Here is a 16270-nt window from a genome sequence, read left to right as displayed (position 1 = left end):
AACAGCGCCGCCAGCGAGGTCCGCTCACGATGAGCAGCTCCAGATACCTCACCGATCTGATCCCCCGTCAACCCCGCCACACCCAACGGCACCTCGACGATCATGCGATCGGCATCCTCGGTGGGCATTGCACTCCCCACCGTCGAGCGGGGGATAACGACGATGCTCCCCGGAGCCAGCTCGGTGTCCCGCCCCTGCAGCGACAGGATCGAGGCGTTCCGACGCTGGTAGATGACTAACAGATAGTCCTCGCCGCGACCACGGGCAGAGCTGACCGACATCACAGGACTGCTTCTTCGATCAGCTCATAGATGTTCGCCCGGCGGAGGTCGCTGGCATGAAAGACGAGCCCGTCGCCCCGGTGCGGTGGCTGAGCTGCGACATGCCGCACGCACGCGGCGGCGAGTTCTCGCTCGGCCGGCGACATCACCACGACTCCAATCACGGTCGTGTCCGCGCCCACGAGATTGGTGGCGCTCCTGCTCACCTCACCGACCACGCCTGTCGCCAACCTGTGTACTCGGGTCCGAGACATCGTGCCGGCACCGTCGAACGCTACGACCACCGTTCCGGGCCGAACGATGTGCAGCGCGGCGGTCACCTCATGCTCGATCCGTGAGGCCAACGCCCGCCGAGCCCGGATGCCCAGGCCCCTACGAAACTGATAGGCCGCCACGACCAGGCGCTCGTCCTCAGCCACCCGCTCCGCAAGAGGCGAGGGAACGAGCAGCAGAAACTCTTGCGCGTCACCGAGCTTGACAGGCAGGTCCACCGAACGCCCCTCTCCTGCGGAGCGCGCAATGTTCTCGCGGACGGGCGCGCGCGGGCACCCGCACCGAGCCCTCGGCTCGGACGTTCTCGCGCACACGGAGGATCCGTGAGCCGCGTGGCTTCCCGCACATCATGACCACTAGCCTACGACGACAGAAAAGGACTTGCCAGACCAAAGTGTGAGTCGAGTGTCGACTGGCGAGAGGTGCTTTAGATCTGAAACATAGGGTGCTCGGATTGCTTTGGGCGGTTCGGGTCGACTTGGATAAGGACTCTGAGGTCCATTATTGTGAGGGTGTGAGATGCGAGCGTCCCGCTCTGCGGGGCTTCACTGGCCGGCCGGGCTGGCATCGCGTGACGGACGACTTCGAGTCCTGCGGACGGAGGAGACTACCCTGGAGGCGTGACTGCCGACGGAACGAGTGCGCGCCGGTTGACGCCGAAAGGGGCGGCAACGAGAGCGCGTATCGTCGACGCAGCGAACCAGCTGATGTATGAGCGAGGCGTCGCGGCGACGACCCTCGCCGACGTTAGAGCCGCCAGTGCGACATCGAAGTCTCAGGTTTATCAGCACTTCGCCGACAAGGACGCACTCGTGAAGGAAGTCATCGAGTCCCGGGCGGAGGACGTCCTGACGCAGCAGCGCCGGCGCCTTCAACGGGTGGAATCCCTACGTGGGTTCGAGCTGTGGCGGGATGAGCTCGTCGAACGCAACGCGCTACGCAACGGCGCGTACGGGTGCCCGCTCGGGTCCTTGGCGAACGAGATCGCAGACCACAACGAGGATGCCCGCCGGGCGATCGCTACCCACTTCGATGAGTGGCTGGAGATGCTGATCGATGCCGTGGAGAGGCTGAAGACACGCGGCGTGTTGCGCAGCGATGCGGACTCGCGAGCGCTTGCCAGTGGGCTGCTGTCGGCACTGCAGGGAGGTTATCTTCTGGCGAAGGCGAGTCGAGACGTTTATCCGATGCGTGCCGCTCTCGACATGGCTATCGCACAGCTCAGGGCCTACGCGACTGAGACCGACTCCTCAGTCTGATCCCGCCTCATCGCGAACGCGGTCATCCCGGCGAAGCTGAGGAAGAGGCGTTCACCGGCGTCGATGATGGTCGCCAGCACGTGGCTGCACGTCTTGCAGCGTACGACCAGCCCCGGAGCGTCCGGATACACGAGTGCCTCGCCAAGGGGCGCGATGCCCCCGCAGCCTCCGCATCGTCCTTCGATCATCGTTGCGTCAGGCACGAGGAATTCCGCGAGAGTCCCGGCGAGGATGTTCCCGTCGAGGTGGCTGGTCATCATAGGCCTCCGAATCGTTCGGTGAGGATGTCTTGCGGCGCATGGCCGAGCTTCAGGAGCCACGGCGCGACGGCTTCGACGAAGCCTGTCGAACCGCACACGAAAACGCGCGGACGGTCTTCCGGAGGGAGCGTCCGCGCCGCGATAGTCGACTCTGTGAGCCGTCCGACCGGCTCCTGCCACCCAGCCGGCGCTCGTCGGGTGTACACGAGGTCGATGGCGAACGACCCATCCGACAGTTCGAGGAGCTCCTGGTGGAAGTAGACGTCCTCCGGGGTGCGCACGGAGTACAGCAGCCGGAACGGAACGGGATCGGATGCGGCCGCATGAGAGGCCGCCATCGCGTAGAGGGGTACGACGCCTGACCCGCCGGCGATGAGCTGCACGGGGCGCTGGCTCTGTCCCGGGCGCCAGAGGAAGAACGATCCCAGCGGTCCGTGGACCTCGATCTGATCGCCGGCGCGCAGTTCACGGACGAGGAACGGAGACACCTCGCCATCGGGCAGCTCATCGACCGCAAGGACGATCGTTCCGCCCGGCTCGGAGGATGCGATCGAATACGAACGCGTCGCCTGGTAGCCGTCCGGAGCGGTCAGTCGCAAATCGAGATGACTGCCCGCCTCACTCCCCGGCCAACCCGGGACATCGAGCACCAGCCGCACCGCAGTCGGAGTCTCCGGACGCACCTCCGAAACCGTGGCGACGAACCACGACGGCCTCACACGGGGGCGAGGCGGAGCGAGCCGGGTCTGCTCCATCACCAGTAGCGTTCTTCCTTCCACGGATCACCGTAGATGTGATAGCCGCTCTGCTCCCAGAACCCAGGATCGTTCGTCGGCATCATCGTCAATGCCCGGACCCATTTCGCGCTCTTCCAGAAGTACAGATGCGGGATGAGAAGACGTGCCGGCCCACCGTGTTCTGCGTCGAGGGGTGCGCCTTCGGCCTCGGTCGCGATCCAGGCCTTGCCGTCCAGGAGATCCTCGAGCGGCACATTCGTGGTGTATCCGCCGTAGGAGTGCGCCATGACGTAGTCATGGGATGTCTCGACGTTCTCGAACAGCTTGTCCAGGCTCACCCCGCGCCAGGCCATGTCGAGCTTGGACCAGTGCGTGACACAGTGGATGTCGACCGTGATGTCTTCGGCGCCGAGCGCCAGGAACTGCTCCCAGTTCCAGTGATGCTCGGTACCGGTCTCATCGAGGATGGCGAAATCCCATGTCTCGGTGTCGACATAGGGCGTGGGACCGGCTGTGAGCACCGGCCAGTTCTCGAACAGTGTCTGTCCCGGAGGGAGCTGATCGTCGGGTCCACGTCGGCGTCCCGCGAATCCGCGAGTAGTGAACGACATACATCGCCCCTTCCGTGTCGTCTGGCTGTACACAACCGACGATATTGCGGGAACTCTCTCCCTGATCGCCTGGTCCTGCGCGGAACTTGCCCATGACTGCAGGTGATGAGCCCCGGGGCGAAAACAGGCGATTGCGCCGACCACACTGTCGAGCAGGACGCCTCACCCGGCGACCTCGACTCCCCAGAAGTCTCGAGAAGAAGTTGTGACCATGTCTCCTGTCGCGCTCGGCATGCCGACCGTTCGCAATCGCGCGCGCTCGACGACCGGCAGACCCGAGACACCTCTTCTCATAGACAGGTTCGGGCGCATCGCGCGAGACCTGCGCGTATCGATCACCAGCGCCTGCTCACTGCGTTGCACATACTGCATGCCGGCGGAAGGCCTGCCCATAGTTCCTCGCGGGGAGTTGCTGACTCCGGAAGAGATCGCGCGTCTGGTCACGATAGCCGTCCACGATCTGGGAGTACGCGAGGTGCGCTTCACCGGCGGCGAGCCGCTTACTCGACCTGATCTGGTCGAGATCGTGCGCCAGACGACCACAGCCGTGCCCGGCGTGCCGGTGTCGATGACAACCAATGGGATCGGCCTCGACCGCAAGGCGCTACAGCTTGTGGAGGCCGGACTGACGCGGATCAACGTGTCGCTGGACACGATCGACCGCGAGCATTTCGCCGCCGTCACCCGACGCGATCGCCTACCAGCCGTGCTCAGGGGGATCGAGGCGGCACAGCACGCAGGGCTCAGCCCGATCAAGATCAACGCGGTGGCGCTGCGCGAGACCCTCGCGGATGCTCCCCATCTGCTGTCGTGGGCGCTTGCCAACGGCGTGCGGTTGCGGTTCATCGAACAGATGCCGCTTGATGCCGATCAGACCTGGCGCAGAGACCACCTCGTCTCCGCCGAAGAACTTCTGTCTGTGCTCGGAGGTCGATATCGGCTGACCCCGGCCGGGCGTGAAGACCCGTCCGCTCCCGCAGAGGAGTGGCTCGTCGAAGGTGGCCCAGCCACCGTCGGCATTATCGGGTCCGTGACGCGCAGCTTCTGCGACGCGTGCGATCGGACCCGACTGACAGCCGAAGGCTCGGTACGTTCGTGTCTGTTTGGCGACGACGAGACGGACCTGCGCACGATGCTGCGAAGCGGAGCAGACGATGCCGCTATCGCCGATGCGTGGCGGGCGACGATGTGGGACAAACAGGCTGGGCACGGGATGGACGAGAAGAGCTTCCGTCGACCGGCCCGTTCTATGGGAGCGATCGGAGGCTGACGATGCCGTGCATACTCGTCCGGTACTTCGCGGCCGCCGCTGAAGCGGCTGGCTGCGAAGAAGAACACGTCGAGGCGACGTCTCTCGGAGAGGCGAAGGACGCGCTCCTCTCAGCGCACCCGGCACTCGAACCGGTCATCGTAAAGGGGACTTTCCTCGTCGACGGCATCGCCTCACGCGATCCCGCACGGCCTATCTCCGCGCAGATTGACGTGCTGCCCCCGTTCTCCGGCGGCTGAGCGATACGGTGAACGGCTGAGGCTCGATCCACAGCGACGCTTCCGCGTATCGCGGGCTGCATCCGTCTCGTGCGCCGTCATCTTCTGCGTGAGAAGATCGCGCCGCCTTGCCCAGCTCTCTATGTCAGCAGGAGTCGAAGTACAAGCGCTGGGGATGCATGCCGTCGCTCACGTCGTACACGGCATCGGACGCTTCGCGTGGAGTGTCCTCGCGCATGTAGCGCAGATGCCGTTCACGGGTGTCTGGATGTGCCGGCCCACCGCCGTCGAGGAAGACGGTGAAGTGCCACGCCGAACGCAGACTGGAGCGCAGCAGCGACCAACCGTCGACAATCAGCACCGTGTGCTCAGACGCGTCAGCGAACCCGCTCTCAGGTCCGTTGAGGCGGAACATGCGCAGTATGGTTCGGACCGTATCGTCGTCCGTGAACGGTGCTGCGGTGAGACGAGTCGCGTTACGTCCCACTGTGCGCAGCGCTGCCGCTAGCGTGTTGGCGAAGTGCGTGCGGGCTGCAGCGTCCACGCCGTCGATGGCGACGAGTATTCGGCCGCGTGGGTTTCTGTGAAGCACCTCCTGAGCGAGCCCATCCCAGACAGCTGTCCCAGCGGTACCTGAGGTATGGGGAGACGTGGCCATCGTCAGTCCTCCCGCGGAATGGTCAAGAGGGGGCGCTCTAGCATGCCGTTCTGGCCACGCTCATCCTTGCCGTCGGCGCTCACTGTGGGCTGCGTCCGCGCTCTCGAGACGCCATCGATCGTTTTCATCTCTCCGCCTCTTGCCGAGTCGCATCCGCATGCTGGGGCAACTCCCGGACGAGTTCGAGGACGTCGTCGGGAAGGAGCTGTCCTAACGTTCCACAGGAGTACACGCTGATCACGACCTTCCCCTCGGGATCCAGCACGAATCCGGTTGTCTGCAGCTGGGGCGGGTCCATGGTGACGAACGCTCCGGTCGCGGCGGCGATCTGCCCCACATCGGTGCTGTGTCCGATCGGAAAGGTCAGGCCATAGCGCGACACAAGCTCCGCGATCATTGGCTCCTCGTCCGCAGTCAGCGCGACGACGGCGATATCCGCGGCGGACAGGCGCCGTAGGCCGCGCTGGAACGCACGCAGCTGCTCCACGCAGGACCGGCAGCCTGCCCCGCGAGAGAAGAGCACCACGCCGTACTGCCCGGCGAATCCGGCAGGGATCGTTCGGCGTGCGCCTCCCACCTCGACCAGTTCAAGGGCGGGGAACGCATCACCACCACGCAGCAACGACATCAGAGGCTCGCACGAACGGTCTGAGTGAACGCATCGGCGGCTACAACGCGGACGAGTTCTGACGGAGGCAGTCCCTTGCCACGGAAGTTGTCTGGTTCAATCTCAATGCCGGTCATCTGACTGCCTCTTTTCCTCGGCGATTGCGTCTTCAGCGTCCCGCTCCCGGGTGCTTCTTGCGTCCGTTCGGCCGCGACTGCGACGAAGGACGCAGAGGAAACCGGCGGATGCGTTATGCCGTGCGGTGTATCTACAACCCCACCCACTCCGATCTGCCGTCGATGAAGTGCTGGTGCTTCCAGATCGGAACCTCCGCCTTGATCGCGTCGACGAGCTTCCCGCACACGGCGAAGGCCTCCGCCCGGTGTGGAGCGGCGACGACCGCGACCAGCGCGACGTCGCCGACTTGGAGGTGCCCAATGCGGTGAGCGGCGACGACATCGCAGTTCGTGGCATGCGCGACCCTCGCGCACACGTCGATGAGCACTCGTTCTGCGTCGGGGTGCGCCTCGTAGTCGAGAGACCCGACATCCTCTCCGTGGTCATGGTCGCGCACGATGCCTTCGAAGGTGACCACCGCCCCGTTCTTCCTGCTGCGTATCCGTGTTTCCAGACACGTCTTGTCCAGTGGCGCAGTGGTGACGGAACCGATCGGCTCAGGCATGTCCGCCACCGGCTAGCTGATCGTGCAGGTGCGGCAGGAGCGGTTCCAGCGCGAGGAGGCCGTCTTGTACGCCGCGTGGCGATCCGGGCAGATTGATGACGATCGTGCGTCCAGCGATCCCCGCAAGCGCTCTGCTGAGCGAGGCTGTCGGAGTCGTCGCACGGCCCGCCGCCCGGATGGCCTCGGCGACGCCGGGAAGTGCTCTCTGGATCACCGCGCTCGTCGCCTCGGGCGTACGGTCCTCGGGATGCACACCGGTGCCGCCGGTCGTGATGATTAACACCGGCTCACGGGTGAGAGCATCCGTGAGCGCCCGATGGATATCCGCGTCAGCGACGACCACGGGTTCGTCTGCCTGATATCCGCGGTCGCGAAGCCAGCCTGCGATCGCCGGCCCGGTGAGGTCATCGCCCGATCCGGCTGCGGTGCTCGTGGAGGACACGACCACGACCGCGCGTCCGCGCTCTGCGGGCCCAGGCGCGTCTGCAACCCAGTGCCCGCGCTTGCCCCCGGTCTTCTCGATGAGGCGGATGTCTCCGAGCACCGCGGCCGGATCAACGGACTTGACCATGTCGTGCAGAGCGAGACCAGCGACGGCGACAGCGGTGAGGGCTTCCATCTCGGCGCCGGTCTTCGCCGTAGCTGCGACCGCGGCCCGAATCTCCACCGATGAGGTGCTGAGCTCGAAATCGACGGTGACAGACTCCAGGGGCAGCGTGTGCGCGAGGGGCACGAGCTCGCTGGTGCGCTTAGCGCCCTGGATACCCGCGATCCGCGCTGTCGGGAGCGCGTCAGCTTTGCGTAGCTGGTTGGTGGCGAGCAGCTCCACCACTGCCGGTGTCGTGTCGAGACGGCCGGCCGCGATCGCCGTGCGACGAGTGATCGCCTTCCCGCCGATGTCGATCATCCGCGACCGGCCCTGATCGTCGAGGTGCGGCAGTTCGTTCATAGATTCCAGGTCTCCACGCGTGTCCCGACGTCGAGGATGACGGCATCGATCGGGACATCGATGAGCACGTCGGATGCCGCCATGGCGGCGACAAGGTGCGAGGAGGGTCCGCCCAGCGGTGCGACCCGGCCCCCAGGCAACGCCACGCCGCGGCGGAACTGTCGTTTGTCGGCGACAGAGGTGAGAGGTTCGGCCAGGGTCCGTGGCTCGGGTTGGCGTGCAGGTAGGCCCGCTGCCTCACGGAGGATCGGCTCGATGAAGAGCATGAATGACAGCTGCGCGGACACGGGGTTGCCGGGGAAGCACACCACAGGAACGTCTTTGTAGAGGGCGGTGGCCTGCGGGCCTCCGGGCTGCATTGCAAGGGTATCGACGTGTGCCCCAAGCGGCTCCAGAAGCTCCCTCACAACTTCGTAGTCGCCTGCCGAGATGCCTCCGCTGGTGAGCACGATCTCGGCTCCCGCCGCGCACGAGGCGTCGAGGGCGCGCGCGAACGCGGCCGTGTCGTCGACGACACGATGCTCATCGGCCAGGAAGGCGCCAGCGGACCGCACCGCTGCGGCGAGGGCGGGGCCGTTGGCGTCGTAGATCTGGCCGGGAGCCAGAGGTTCACCGGGTGCGGCCAGTTCGCTTCCGGTCGAGATCACCGCGACACGTACTTGCGAGCGAACGGGGACGGAGTCCACTCCGGCGGCCGCGAGTGCCGCGAGGTGGCGGGGAGCGAGCCGGAGGCCGGAAGGCAGCAGAGGCTCACCGGCGGCGAGATCAGAGCCGGCTTCTCGTACGAACTCTCCGGCGTCCGGTTTCCGCGTGAACGTCACTTTCGTGTCGTGGACGGTGGCGTGTTCGACAGGGACGACCGCGTCGGCATCGTCCGGGATCGGCGCACCGGTCATGACCCGGACAGCATGGCCAGGGTCAAGCGGCGCAGGTGTTCCGGGGCTGGCGCGGATCTCACCTCGCAGCGGCAGACTGCGTGGTGTCCGCGCAAGGTCGGTCACACGGACGGCGAAGCCGTCCATCTGCGAGTTCCGGAACGGGGGCAGAGCTATCGGAGTCCGTATGGGGTGGGCGAGCACCCGATCCAGTGCGCGAGACAGGGCGACCTGCTCGACGGTTCGCTGGCTCACGGCGCACAGGAGTGCGCGGACTCGGGCTGTGTGTGCTGCGACCGGTGTGCGGAGCATGTCAATACCTGCTCGCCGTGGGATCTACGCGGACAGCCCAGGCGTCGACTCCTCCGGCGAGATGCCGCACATCTGAGACCCCGAGCCCGAGGAGCAGATCGAGCGCCTGACGCGAGCGTCCGCCGCGGTGACAGTAGAGCACGACCGGATTGCCGGTGCTGAATTCTCGTGTCCGACTGGCAAGCTCGCCCAGGGGGATCAGCATGCTTCCCGGGATCGATGCGATCTCGGCTTCCCACGGTTCTCGCACATCGACGAGCAGCGGCGGTTCGGACGTCATGAGCAGGTCGCGCAGTTCTTCGGGGGAGACATCATTCTGATCCGAGGGCTGTTGAGCGGGCGTCGCGGTCTGCACTGCGGCGCGGGTGGACTCGTCACGCCGGTAGACGATCTCGCGGGTGCGGCCGGTGCGGGCGTCGTACGCAGCGACCCGACCGATCAACGGGTCTCCGATGCCGGTGAGGACTTTGAGCGTCTCGGTCGCCATGAGGGCCCCGATGACGGCGCAGACGCTCGGCAGCACGCCGAACACATCGCAGGTATCTACGTCGGAGTCGGAACCGTGCGGGAACAAGTCGCGATAGTCGGTGCCCTTGGCATCCCACGCCACCCCGGCCTGACCGGCGTAGCCCAGCGCCGATCCCCACACCAGCGGGATGCCGCGTTCAGCGGCAGCACGGTCTGCTACTAGAACTGCCGCGGGGTTGTCGCTGGCATCGACGAGTACGTCCACACCGTGCAGCAGATCCTCAGCTGTCACAGCATCGAAACGCCCATCGACGGCGCGCACCTCAGCATCAGGAGCAAGCGCCGCGAGCCTCGTGGTGGCCGAGGCAGCTTTGCCACGGCCGACATCACCCGGTGTGTGCATCGTCTGCCGGTGCAGATTGGATTCGGCAACAGTGTCGTCATCGACGATCGTGAGCCTGCCGACGCCGGCAGCAGCAAGGACTGGCAACAGGGTGCTCGCCAAGCCGCCCGCGCCGATCACGAGCACATGCGCTCTCGTCAGGCGCTCCTGAGCGGACACGCCAAACCCCGCGAGGACGCGCTGCCTCTGAAAAATCGGCGAGAGCGGATCGACCGGCATGTCCTCAGGCTAGGGAGCCGGCCCCAGCAGGCGAGGCCGGGAGCGTCGATACAGCAGAGAGCAGACAAACTCCCGCAGTCGCAGACCATTCCCACGAGCTCGGCTGCGGGAGGGTTGAGACACGTCACGGACTTCGTGCGACTATCCGGCCGATTCCCAGAGGAGTTCCTGTCTTGCGCGCCTCGTCTCTTCTTGCCGCGTTAGCCGCCATCCTTCTGCTCGCCGGCTGCTCATCGCCCAGCGCGGGAAACGACGAGTCCGATGCCGGAGCGGGCGATGATGACATGATCTCCGGGACGGTGACGGTGTTGGCCGCCGCGTCCTTGACCGACGTGATGGACGTCCTCGCGGGGAGATTCGAGGATGCGAACGCGGATGTCGACATCGCCGCTAGCTACGGCGGGTCGTCGGCGCTTGCCGAGCAGATCATCTCCGGTGCTCCGGCTGACGTGTTCTTCTCGGCGAATGAGGCGACGATGCAGTCCGTCGTTGACGCTGGCATGGCGGTCGACCCGGGAGTGCTGGTCACCAACACACTGCAGATCGCGGTTCCCGTGGGAAATCCCGCCGGGATCACCAGTCTCGCCGACTTCGCCCGGCCCGAACTGACGATCGCATTGTGCGATCCTGCGGTGCCGTGCGGGTCTGCAGCGCAGTCGCTGCTCGACCTCGCCGGAGTCCAGGCCCAACCGGACACTCTCGAAGAGGATGTCCGCGCCGCTCTGACGAAAGTCTCTCTCGGTGAGGTCGACGCCGCACTGGTCTACGTGACCGACGTCGTCGCAGCAGGAAGTGCCGTAGAGGGCATCGACGTGCCCGAGGCGCAGCAGGTGATCAACAAGTACCCGCTCACCCTCCTCGCCGAGGCAACGAACTCGGACGCGGCGCAGGCATTCATCGACTTCCTCCGCTCGGATGAGGCACGTCAGGTCTTCGAAGTTGCCGGCTTCGCGGCCCCGTGAACGGCTGCAGCCGGTCGTCCTCGCTCTCGGGGTAGTCGGTCTCGCGCTGCTCGTTCTCCCGCTGCTCGGACTGATCCTGCGCGCACCCTGGGGTGATCTCGCCGAACTGTTCGTCCGACAAGAAGTTCTGCAGGCTCTGGGGCTGTCGCTGCTCACCGCGACGTTGTCGACCGGCCTCAGCCTCGTTCTCGGTATCCCGCTGGCCGTACTGCTGAGCCGTTCCGTTCGCTGGCGGGTGCTGCCGCGGCGCCTCTTGCGGGCGGCGATCACCGTCCCGCTGGTGCTGCCTCCCGTCGTCGGCGGCATCGCTCTGCTTCTCCTGCTCGGACGGCGCGGCCTCCTCGGGCAATGGCTCACGCAGGTCGGCATCACCATCCCTTTCACCACCGGCGCCGTCGTGCTCGCGCAGACGTTCGTCGCTATGCCCTTCCTCGTCTTCGCCGTCGAAGGCGCGCTGCGATCGGCAGACCGTCGCAGCGAGGCTGCGGCTGCCTCCCTAGGGGCCAGCCCGTGGCAGATCTTCCGTCTCGTGACCGTACCGCTGACCGCACCCGGGATCGCCGCCGGTGCCGTGCTCTGCTTCGCCCGCGCGCTCGGTGAGTTCGGCGCGACCATCACGTTCGCGGGCTCCTTCCCGGGCGTGACACGCACACTCCCGATTGCCTCCTACCTCGCGATGAACTCCGACCCCGACACCGCGATCGCGCTCGCCCTCGTGCTGCTTGCTGTATCGCTGAGCGTTCTCCTCGCACTCCGCGACCGATGGCTGCCAGGAACCGCATGAGCGCACAGCTGACGATATCCGCACGTATCCGCCGACCCGCTCTCGACGTGATCATCGAGCTCAGAGCAGAGCCGGGACGTGTACTCGCGATTGTCGGTCCGAACGGGGCCGGAAAAACCAGCATCCTCGCAGCGATCGCCGGTTTCACGGAGGCGGAAGGGACAGTGCGGCTCGGGGACAGAGACCTGGCATCCCTTCCCGCCGCGCAGCGCGGAATCGGCGTCATGTTCCAAGACCTGCTCCTCTTCCCGCACCTCACGGTTCTCGAGAACATCGCCTTCTCCGCCAGAGCCCGCGGCAACAGGTGGCCCGCGGCCCGGCGCAGCGCAGATCGTTGGCTGTCCCGCTTCGGCTTGACCGAACTGGCAGAGAGATACCCGGGCGCACTCTCCGGCGGGCAGGCACAGCGCGTAGCGCTCGCCCGTGCCCTCGCATCCGAGCCGAAAGCACTGCTCCTCGACGAACCGCTCGCAGCCCTGGACGTGGAGTTCCGCGATGAGGTGCGTGCCGACCTCGGCGTGCACCTGCGTGAATTCGGCGGACCCACGATCCTCGTCACTCACGACCGCGAAGACGTCGATGCGCTTGCCGACGAGATCGTCGTCCTCGAAGCAGGGCGCATCGTGCAGCAAGGAGCTCTCGCCGACGTGACACGAAAACCTGCCACAGCATGGGCTGGTCGATTCATGGGAAAAAGGGACGCAGATGATGCCGAACGCGGATAACGACTTCCTCTTGGGGCTGGCCGGAGTATCAGGCACGATGCTCGGCACGTTCATCGTGGGCGTGTTCTTCTACATCGACTCGGAGATGCACCGTCGGCTCGCAGCATCGGAAGCCGCGGACCGGTACTTCCGCTCATCGATTCGCTGGGTGTTCACCGCGTACTCCATCCCTCTGCTCGTCCCGCTCGCGCTCGCGTCCCTTGATGCTCTCTGGGGCGCGCTGAGCTTCATCGCCCTCGGCATCCTCCTGGTCGCGATGACCGTCGAAACGGCACGACGCATCCTCGCAAGAGGCGGGGCCGGCTCCTCTCGCTCTCTCGTCGTGAACGAATGGGCCTCGAGTCTCGGCATCGTCATCGCCATGGTCCTGCCGTGGACACTGGGTGGCTGGGTACCCGCACCGGACGACTTCGTGCCCTCACTGCTCATCCTTCTCGCCTGCGGTTTCGCGAGCACCGCCGCGCTGGTCATGACGCAGTTCGACGCGACGATGGGCATGGTTGACGCCGTCGTGGGAGACAGAGACGGGGCAAAGCCGGAACATCCTGAGAGCTAAGCCGCGTTCCGCTCGGTCGCGATGGGAAAGCTGCCCCGACGTCTACTGCTCGTCTTCATCGAAGGCTATGCGCGCTCGCTCAATGGCCGGCAGTTGCTCGTCCGCCCACGCAATGAGCGCGTCAACCGGCCCCCGTAACGTCTTGCCCAACGCCGTGATCCGGTACTCGACGGACACCGGACGCGTGCTGATGACCCGACGTTGCACGACACCGTTCCGCTCCAGCCTGCGCAACGTCGCCGTGAGGGATTTCTGCGTCACGCCGGGTATGGCACGTCGCAAAGCGTTGAATCGAGACGGCCGTTCGCACAATTCGTTGAGGACACTGAGCGACCACTTATCGAGCACCTGGTCGAGCAACTCGCGGTGCGGCGCTGCGATACGCAGCTCGTCCTCCCGTACGGCGGTATCGCCCATGAAACCAGGTCTCCTTGAAGTATCTTTCGCTTACCAGGTATCAATGGTAAACCACAACGACGAACAGGACCTTCCATGTCAGTTACACGCTTCAGCCCCGCCGGCCTTCAGCCCGGCACGCCCTACGCTCATGTCGCCGTTGGCACCGGTACTCGCCATGTGCACGTCAGCGGGCAGGTCGCCCGCAGCGCAGAGGGAGAGCCCCTCGCGGCCGGGGACCTCGCAGGCCAGGTCGCAGAGGTGCTGCGCAACACCGCTCGCGCGCTCACCGGCGCGGGCGCGTCCTTCGAGGATGTGCTTCGGATGACGTTCTACGTCACCGATTGGACGCCTGAGAAGATCGCGCCCTTCATGGACGGGATCGCGCGCGTCGCTGAGGAACTAGAACTGCCTCAGCCCCTGCCGCCTGCGTCCCTCATCGGGGTCGACTACCTCTTCGAGCCCGACGTTCTCGTCGAGCTCGAGGTGACTGCGATTCTCGATTAGCTCGTCACGTTCGCCCGCACCGTCTAACACGCGGGGCGCCTCTCGCCGGGTCGGTGAGAGGCGCCCCTTCGGCAGATCGGTCACGCCGCGACATGGGACACGAGGAACCAGCGGTCCTTGTCGAGTCCGCGCTGAATTTCGATCGCGACGTCCTGGCTGGTCAGATCGATACCGTCGAGGCCGTCGACCGCTGCGCGGACATCGGCGAGGAGCCTGTCGATGTCCGCGATCACCGCGTGCACGAGGTCGTCTGAGTTCGTGAAGCCGGCCGGGACGCTTGTGACGGAGCCCTTCTGGGCGACCGCGCTGACACGGGCGTCGAGCGGGAGTCCGAGGGCGACGATGCGTTCCGCTGCCGCGTCGGCGAAGTCGCCGGCGTTGCCTGCGATGGTGTCCAGCAACTCGTGGACGCCGACGAAGTTCGCGCCGCGCACGTGCCAGTGCGCCTGTTTGGCGTTGATCGTCAGTGCCTGAAGGCCGAGTACGACGGGGGTGAGGAACTGCGCGGTCGCGACAACCGCCGTCGGGTCGCTCGCGGTCGTGGCGATGGTGTCTGTGCTGCTCATATCAATCGTTCTCCCTGCTCGTTGGTTTCTTGATTCGGTGGACTCGGTCACGATCGGATGTCTGCGCCGGCTGGCTCTGATGCGGTTCGGGCTCGGAGGGCGGGGATGACGTCTTGTCCGATCTCCTCCATGACGTCTTCGACGTCTCGTCGTCCCGGCCGCAGCACGAGGTTGACGTGCGCGACCCCTGCCGAGGCCAGTTCCGTGAGGTAATCGGTGAGACCGGTGGTGCCGACCCGTGCACCGAGGCGTATGGGCTCGAAGGGTGCATCCGGGTTCTCAGCGAGGTCGAGGTAGAGGTTCGTCATGAACGGCTTGAGCGATATCGCCCGCCACTGCGCGGTGACGGCGCGCATCTGCGGACCTGCACGGTGGTAGGTCATGTGCGCGTCGAGGTGCTCCGCCGCCCACGCAGGCGACTGCTGTGCACCGCCGATCCCGATCAGTGGAATCGTCCCGTCCACAGGAGCGGGCAGGAACGAGTCCTGATCGATCCGACCCTGCGCCGCCTGCGCCCAGATCTCACGCATGACACGCACGCCTTCGCGGTATGTCTCTCCACGGCGATCGAAATCGGCTCCGAAGAACGGGTACTCACCCGGCCGGTCGCCCGAGGCGAGGCCGAGCAGCAGCCGCCCACCGGAGAGAGCATCGACAGTAGCGGCCTCCTTTGCCAGCGTCACAGGGTGCCGCAAGGGGAGCACGATCCCCGCTGTTCCGAGCAGTATGCGCTCGGTCGATGCGGCGAGGTAGCCGAGGTAGGGGATGGGGTCGAAGATCTGTCCGGCGTCGCCGAAGTCGCGCGGTCGCCACATCGGCACGTCCCGCAGCCAGAGAGCCCGGAATCCGAGCCTGTCGGCGAGCTGTGCCCGCTCCTGATGCCGGGTCAGGTCAGGGAAGAGCCCCTGACCCGAGACGTTTCGTCGGGCGAGGTCGTTGTCCAGGGGCAGCTCGATCCCGAGGGACAAGCCGTCCTTGGTGAGGGTGTCCAGAGCGGTCATGGCATGGTCCGTTCAGTACCAGGAGGGCTTGTCGCCGTCGGTGCCGGGCTTGTTCACGCCGAGCGAGGCGCCGATGCTGTCGGCCGGGTTCTTGACGAGTTCGGCGACGAGCGCGCCGACGCTCTTGCGGGACACCTCGGTGCCCTTGAAGGGCTCGTCCTTCTGGGTCAGCTCGTAGTCGACCTCGTCGGCATCCGACAGCCAGGCGGGACGGATGATCGTGTAGTCGAGGTCGGACTCCTCGATCACTTTCGCGGCGGCGCTGTACGTCTGCAGGTATCCGCCGTCGAGCATCCGGTGGTTCCACTTGCCGTACTCGCCGGGCACCTCGTCGTAGATGCCGAGGGTGGAGATCCAGATCAACCGTCGCGTTCCCGCGGCGGTCAGCGCTGCGACGACGGCGCGGGCCTGAGCTTCGATGTCGCTTCCGCCGAGGTTCGCGTAGACGATGTCCTGTCCCGTGACGGTGCGTGTGAGGAGTTCGTTGTCGAGCACGTCGCCCTCGACGATCTGGACGCGGTCGCTGGGAACATCCGGCAGGCTCTGGGGGCGACGCAGGTAGAGGGTCAGCTCGTTGGCAGGCTCCTCGAGAAGCGCGGCGATGGCGTGTCTTGCGATACGTCCGCCCGCTCCGAGCACGGTGATCTTCGTCATGGTCTTCCTCTTTCGTTTGTGTGGTCTTGGGGGATGG

The 16270-nt window shown here is 65.9% G+C and carries 22 protein-coding genes; 7 read left to right on the top strand and 15 right to left on the bottom strand.

The genetic code is table 11. The features are described from left to right. Positions 1-281, bottom strand: a 281-nt coding sequence (locus tag XM48_RS03830) for a hypothetical protein (RefSeq protein ID WP_156174917.1), incomplete at its 3' end; no start/stop codon positions are given. Further along, a complete protein-coding gene (locus XM48_RS03825; protein WP_046454462.1) occupies positions 281-772 on the bottom strand; it encodes a hypothetical protein in 492 nt (163 codons plus the stop codon). The genes XM48_RS03830 and XM48_RS03825, both read right to left, overlap by 1 nt. A 402-nt stretch (positions 773-1174) precedes the next feature. Between XM48_RS03825 and XM48_RS03820 the strand changes: the two genes are divergently transcribed. Next, a complete protein-coding gene (locus XM48_RS03820) occupies positions 1175-1813 on the top strand; it encodes a TetR/AcrR family transcriptional regulator (RefSeq protein WP_197074137.1) in 639 nt (212 codons plus the stop codon). On the opposite strand, the gene XM48_RS03815 is transcribed toward XM48_RS03820, so the two are convergent. Genes XM48_RS03815 through XM48_RS03805 form a run of 3 tightly spaced genes read right to left on the bottom strand, consistent with a single transcriptional unit; the run spans position 1783 to position 3421 of the window. Continuing rightward, the gene (locus XM48_RS03815) at positions 1783-2070 is read right to left on the bottom strand and encodes a DUF6510 family protein (protein WP_046454471.1); all 288 of its coding nucleotides are present in this window, start codon (positions 2068-2070) and stop codon (positions 1783-1785) included. The genes XM48_RS03820 and XM48_RS03815 overlap by 31 nt on opposite strands. After that, positions 2070-2828, bottom strand: coding sequence for an FAD-binding oxidoreductase (locus tag XM48_RS03810; protein ID WP_046454461.1), 759 nt, complete (start codon positions 2826-2828; stop codon positions 2070-2072). The genes XM48_RS03815 and XM48_RS03810 overlap by 1 nt, the downstream gene beginning before the upstream one ends. After that, positions 2828-3421, bottom strand: coding sequence for a molybdopterin-dependent oxidoreductase (locus XM48_RS03805; protein WP_046454460.1), 594 nt, complete (start codon positions 3419-3421; stop codon positions 2828-2830). The genes XM48_RS03810 and XM48_RS03805 overlap by 1 nt, the downstream gene beginning before the upstream one ends. Before the next feature lie 211 nt (positions 3422-3632). Here XM48_RS03805 and moaA point away from each other — a divergent pair, with 211 nt between their 5' ends. Further along, positions 3633-4691: a GTP 3',8-cyclase MoaA gene (moaA, locus tag XM48_RS03800; protein ID WP_046454459.1), complete on the top strand. Its 1059-nt coding sequence runs from the start codon at positions 3633-3635 to the stop codon at positions 4689-4691. A 363-nt stretch (positions 4692-5054) separates the two neighbouring features. Here the strand turns inward: moaA and XM48_RS03790 are convergent, their stop codons facing one another. The 6 genes from XM48_RS03790 to XM48_RS17430 all read right to left on the bottom strand — a co-directional run bounded on the left by XM48_RS03790 (position 5055) and on the right by XM48_RS17430 (position 10082). Continuing rightward, complete coding sequence (locus tag XM48_RS03790; protein ID WP_046454457.1) at positions 5055-5324, bottom strand: hypothetical protein; 270 nt, start codon at positions 5322-5324, stop codon at positions 5055-5057. Between the two features lie 367 nt (positions 5325-5691). Next, entirely contained in the window at positions 5692-6195 is a 504-nt protein-coding gene (locus XM48_RS03785; protein ID WP_046454456.1) for a peroxiredoxin, read from the bottom strand. Between the two features lie 247 nt (positions 6196-6442). Then, complete coding sequence (locus XM48_RS03780) at positions 6443-6856, bottom strand: molybdenum cofactor biosynthesis protein MoaE (RefSeq protein ID WP_046454470.1); 414 nt, start codon at positions 6854-6856, stop codon at positions 6443-6445. Beyond that, positions 6849-7805 carry a bifunctional molybdenum cofactor biosynthesis protein MoaC/MoaB gene (gene moaCB, locus XM48_RS03775; protein WP_046454455.1) on the bottom strand — a complete coding sequence of 319 codons (957 nt, stop codon included), beginning with the start codon at positions 7803-7805 and terminating at the stop codon, positions 6849-6851. Before moaCB ends, XM48_RS03780 begins: the two co-directional genes overlap by 8 nt. After that, positions 7802-8992, bottom strand: a complete 1191-nt coding sequence (gene glp / locus XM48_RS18205) for a gephyrin-like molybdotransferase Glp (protein ID WP_046454454.1) — start codon at positions 8990-8992, stop codon at positions 7802-7804. Before glp ends, moaCB begins: the two co-directional genes overlap by 4 nt. A gap of 1 nt (position 8993) precedes the next feature. Further along, positions 8994-10082, bottom strand: coding sequence for a ThiF family adenylyltransferase (locus tag XM48_RS17430; RefSeq protein ID WP_046454453.1), 1089 nt, complete (start codon positions 10080-10082; stop codon positions 8994-8996). Positions 10083-10255: 173 nt separating this feature from the next. Here XM48_RS17430 and modA point away from each other — a divergent pair, with 173 nt between their 5' ends. Genes modA through XM48_RS03745 form a run of 4 tightly spaced genes read left to right on the top strand, consistent with a single transcriptional unit; the run spans position 10256 to position 13109 of the window. Next, positions 10256-11044 carry a molybdate ABC transporter substrate-binding protein gene (modA, locus tag XM48_RS03760; protein ID WP_046454452.1) on the top strand — a complete coding sequence of 263 codons (789 nt, stop codon included), beginning with the start codon at positions 10256-10258 and terminating at the stop codon, positions 11042-11044. Then, positions 10998-11828 carry an ABC transporter permease gene (locus XM48_RS03755; protein ID WP_046454451.1) on the top strand — a complete coding sequence of 277 codons (831 nt, stop codon included), beginning with the start codon at positions 10998-11000 and terminating at the stop codon, positions 11826-11828. Before modA ends, XM48_RS03755 begins: the two co-directional genes overlap by 47 nt. After that, the gene (locus XM48_RS03750; RefSeq protein ID WP_197074136.1) at positions 11825-12553 is read left to right on the top strand and encodes an ABC transporter ATP-binding protein; all 729 of its coding nucleotides are present in this window, start codon (positions 11825-11827) and stop codon (positions 12551-12553) included. The genes XM48_RS03755 and XM48_RS03750 overlap by 4 nt, the downstream gene beginning before the upstream one ends. Then, complete coding sequence (locus XM48_RS03745; RefSeq protein WP_046454450.1) at positions 12534-13109, top strand: hypothetical protein; 576 nt, start codon at positions 12534-12536, stop codon at positions 13107-13109. Before XM48_RS03750 ends, XM48_RS03745 begins: the two co-directional genes overlap by 20 nt. 42 nt (positions 13110-13151) lie before the next feature. Here the strand turns inward: XM48_RS03745 and XM48_RS03740 are convergent, their stop codons facing one another. Continuing rightward, a complete protein-coding gene (locus XM48_RS03740) occupies positions 13152-13526 on the bottom strand; it encodes a helix-turn-helix domain-containing protein (RefSeq protein ID WP_046454449.1) in 375 nt (124 codons plus the stop codon). Between the two features lie 75 nt (positions 13527-13601). Between XM48_RS03740 and XM48_RS03735 the strand changes: the two genes are divergently transcribed. Beyond that, positions 13602-14012 carry a RidA family protein gene (locus XM48_RS03735; RefSeq protein WP_046454448.1) on the top strand — a complete coding sequence of 137 codons (411 nt, stop codon included), beginning with the start codon at positions 13602-13604 and terminating at the stop codon, positions 14010-14012. Between the two features lie 80 nt (positions 14013-14092). Here XM48_RS03735 and XM48_RS03730 read toward each other — a convergent pair whose 3' ends face one another. From XM48_RS03730 to XM48_RS03720, 3 genes are read right to left on the bottom strand one after another with little or no spacing between them, the layout of a single operon-like run. Continuing rightward, entirely contained in the window at positions 14093-14578 is a 486-nt protein-coding gene (locus tag XM48_RS03730; RefSeq protein ID WP_046454447.1) for a Dps family protein, read from the bottom strand. Between the two features lie 47 nt (positions 14579-14625). After that, a complete protein-coding gene (locus XM48_RS03725; RefSeq protein WP_046454446.1) occupies positions 14626-15579 on the bottom strand; it encodes a TIGR03571 family LLM class oxidoreductase in 954 nt (317 codons plus the stop codon). A gap of 12 nt (positions 15580-15591) precedes the next feature. Further along, positions 15592-16233 (bottom strand): SDR family oxidoreductase, encoded by a 642-nt coding sequence (locus tag XM48_RS03720; RefSeq protein WP_046454445.1) that lies wholly within the window; start codon positions 16231-16233, stop codon positions 15592-15594. Positions 16234-16270: the final 37 nt, after the last annotated feature.

Origin of the sequence: Leucobacter sp. Ag1, from assembly GCF_000980875.1 — a bacterium.
Taxonomy (GTDB): Bacteria; Actinomycetota; Actinomycetes; order Actinomycetales; family Microbacteriaceae; genus Leucobacter; species Leucobacter iarius.
The sequence above is the reverse complement of the archived record's forward strand: the minus strand, read 5'-3'. Positions and strand labels throughout refer to the sequence as shown.

Excerpts from the sequence above, each read along its gene's own strand:
- XM48_RS03815 (WP_046454471.1), bottom strand. The coding sequence starts at position 2,070 with ATGACCAGCCACCTCGACGGGAACATCCTCGCCGGGACTCTCGCGGAA.
- XM48_RS03810 (WP_046454461.1), bottom strand. The coding sequence starts at position 2,828 with ATGGAGCAGACCCGGCTCGCTCCGCCTCGCCCCCGTGTGAGGCCGTCG.
- XM48_RS03805 (WP_046454460.1), bottom strand. The coding sequence starts at position 3,421 with ATGTCGTTCACTACTCGCGGATTCGCGGGACGCCGACGTGGACCCGAC.
- moaA (WP_046454459.1), top strand. The coding sequence starts at position 3,633 with ATGTCTCCTGTCGCGCTCGGCATGCCGACCGTTCGCAATCGCGCGCGC.
- XM48_RS03790 (WP_046454457.1), bottom strand. The coding sequence starts at position 5,324 with ATGTTCCGCCTCAACGGACCTGAGAGCGGGTTCGCTGACGCGTCTGAG.
- XM48_RS03785 (WP_046454456.1), bottom strand. The coding sequence starts at position 6,195 with ATGTCGTTGCTGCGTGGTGGTGATGCGTTCCCCGCCCTTGAACTGGTC.
- XM48_RS03780 (WP_046454470.1), bottom strand. The coding sequence starts at position 6,856 with ATGCCTGAGCCGATCGGTTCCGTCACCACTGCGCCACTGGACAAGACG.
- moaCB (WP_046454455.1), bottom strand. The coding sequence starts at position 7,805 with ATGAACGAACTGCCGCACCTCGACGATCAGGGCCGGTCGCGGATGATC.
- glp (WP_046454454.1), bottom strand. The coding sequence starts at position 8,992 with ATGCTCCGCACACCGGTCGCAGCACACACAGCCCGAGTCCGCGCACTC.
- XM48_RS17430 (WP_046454453.1), bottom strand. The coding sequence starts at position 10,082 with ATGCCGGTCGATCCGCTCTCGCCGATTTTTCAGAGGCAGCGCGTCCTC.
- XM48_RS03755 (WP_046454451.1), top strand. The coding sequence starts at position 10,998 with ATGAGGCACGTCAGGTCTTCGAAGTTGCCGGCTTCGCGGCCCCGTGAA.
- XM48_RS03750 (WP_197074136.1), top strand. The coding sequence starts at position 11,825 with ATGAGCGCACAGCTGACGATATCCGCACGTATCCGCCGACCCGCTCTC.
- XM48_RS03745 (WP_046454450.1), top strand. The coding sequence starts at position 12,534 with ATGATGCCGAACGCGGATAACGACTTCCTCTTGGGGCTGGCCGGAGTA.
- XM48_RS03740 (WP_046454449.1), bottom strand. The coding sequence starts at position 13,526 with ATGGGCGATACCGCCGTACGGGAGGACGAGCTGCGTATCGCAGCGCCG.
- XM48_RS03735 (WP_046454448.1), top strand. The coding sequence starts at position 13,602 with ATGTCAGTTACACGCTTCAGCCCCGCCGGCCTTCAGCCCGGCACGCCC.
- XM48_RS03730 (WP_046454447.1), bottom strand. The coding sequence starts at position 14,578 with ATGAGCAGCACAGACACCATCGCCACGACCGCGAGCGACCCGACGGCG.
- XM48_RS03725 (WP_046454446.1), bottom strand. The coding sequence starts at position 15,579 with ATGACCGCTCTGGACACCCTCACCAAGGACGGCTTGTCCCTCGGGATC.
- XM48_RS03720 (WP_046454445.1), bottom strand. The coding sequence starts at position 16,233 with ATGACGAAGATCACCGTGCTCGGAGCGGGCGGACGTATCGCAAGACAC.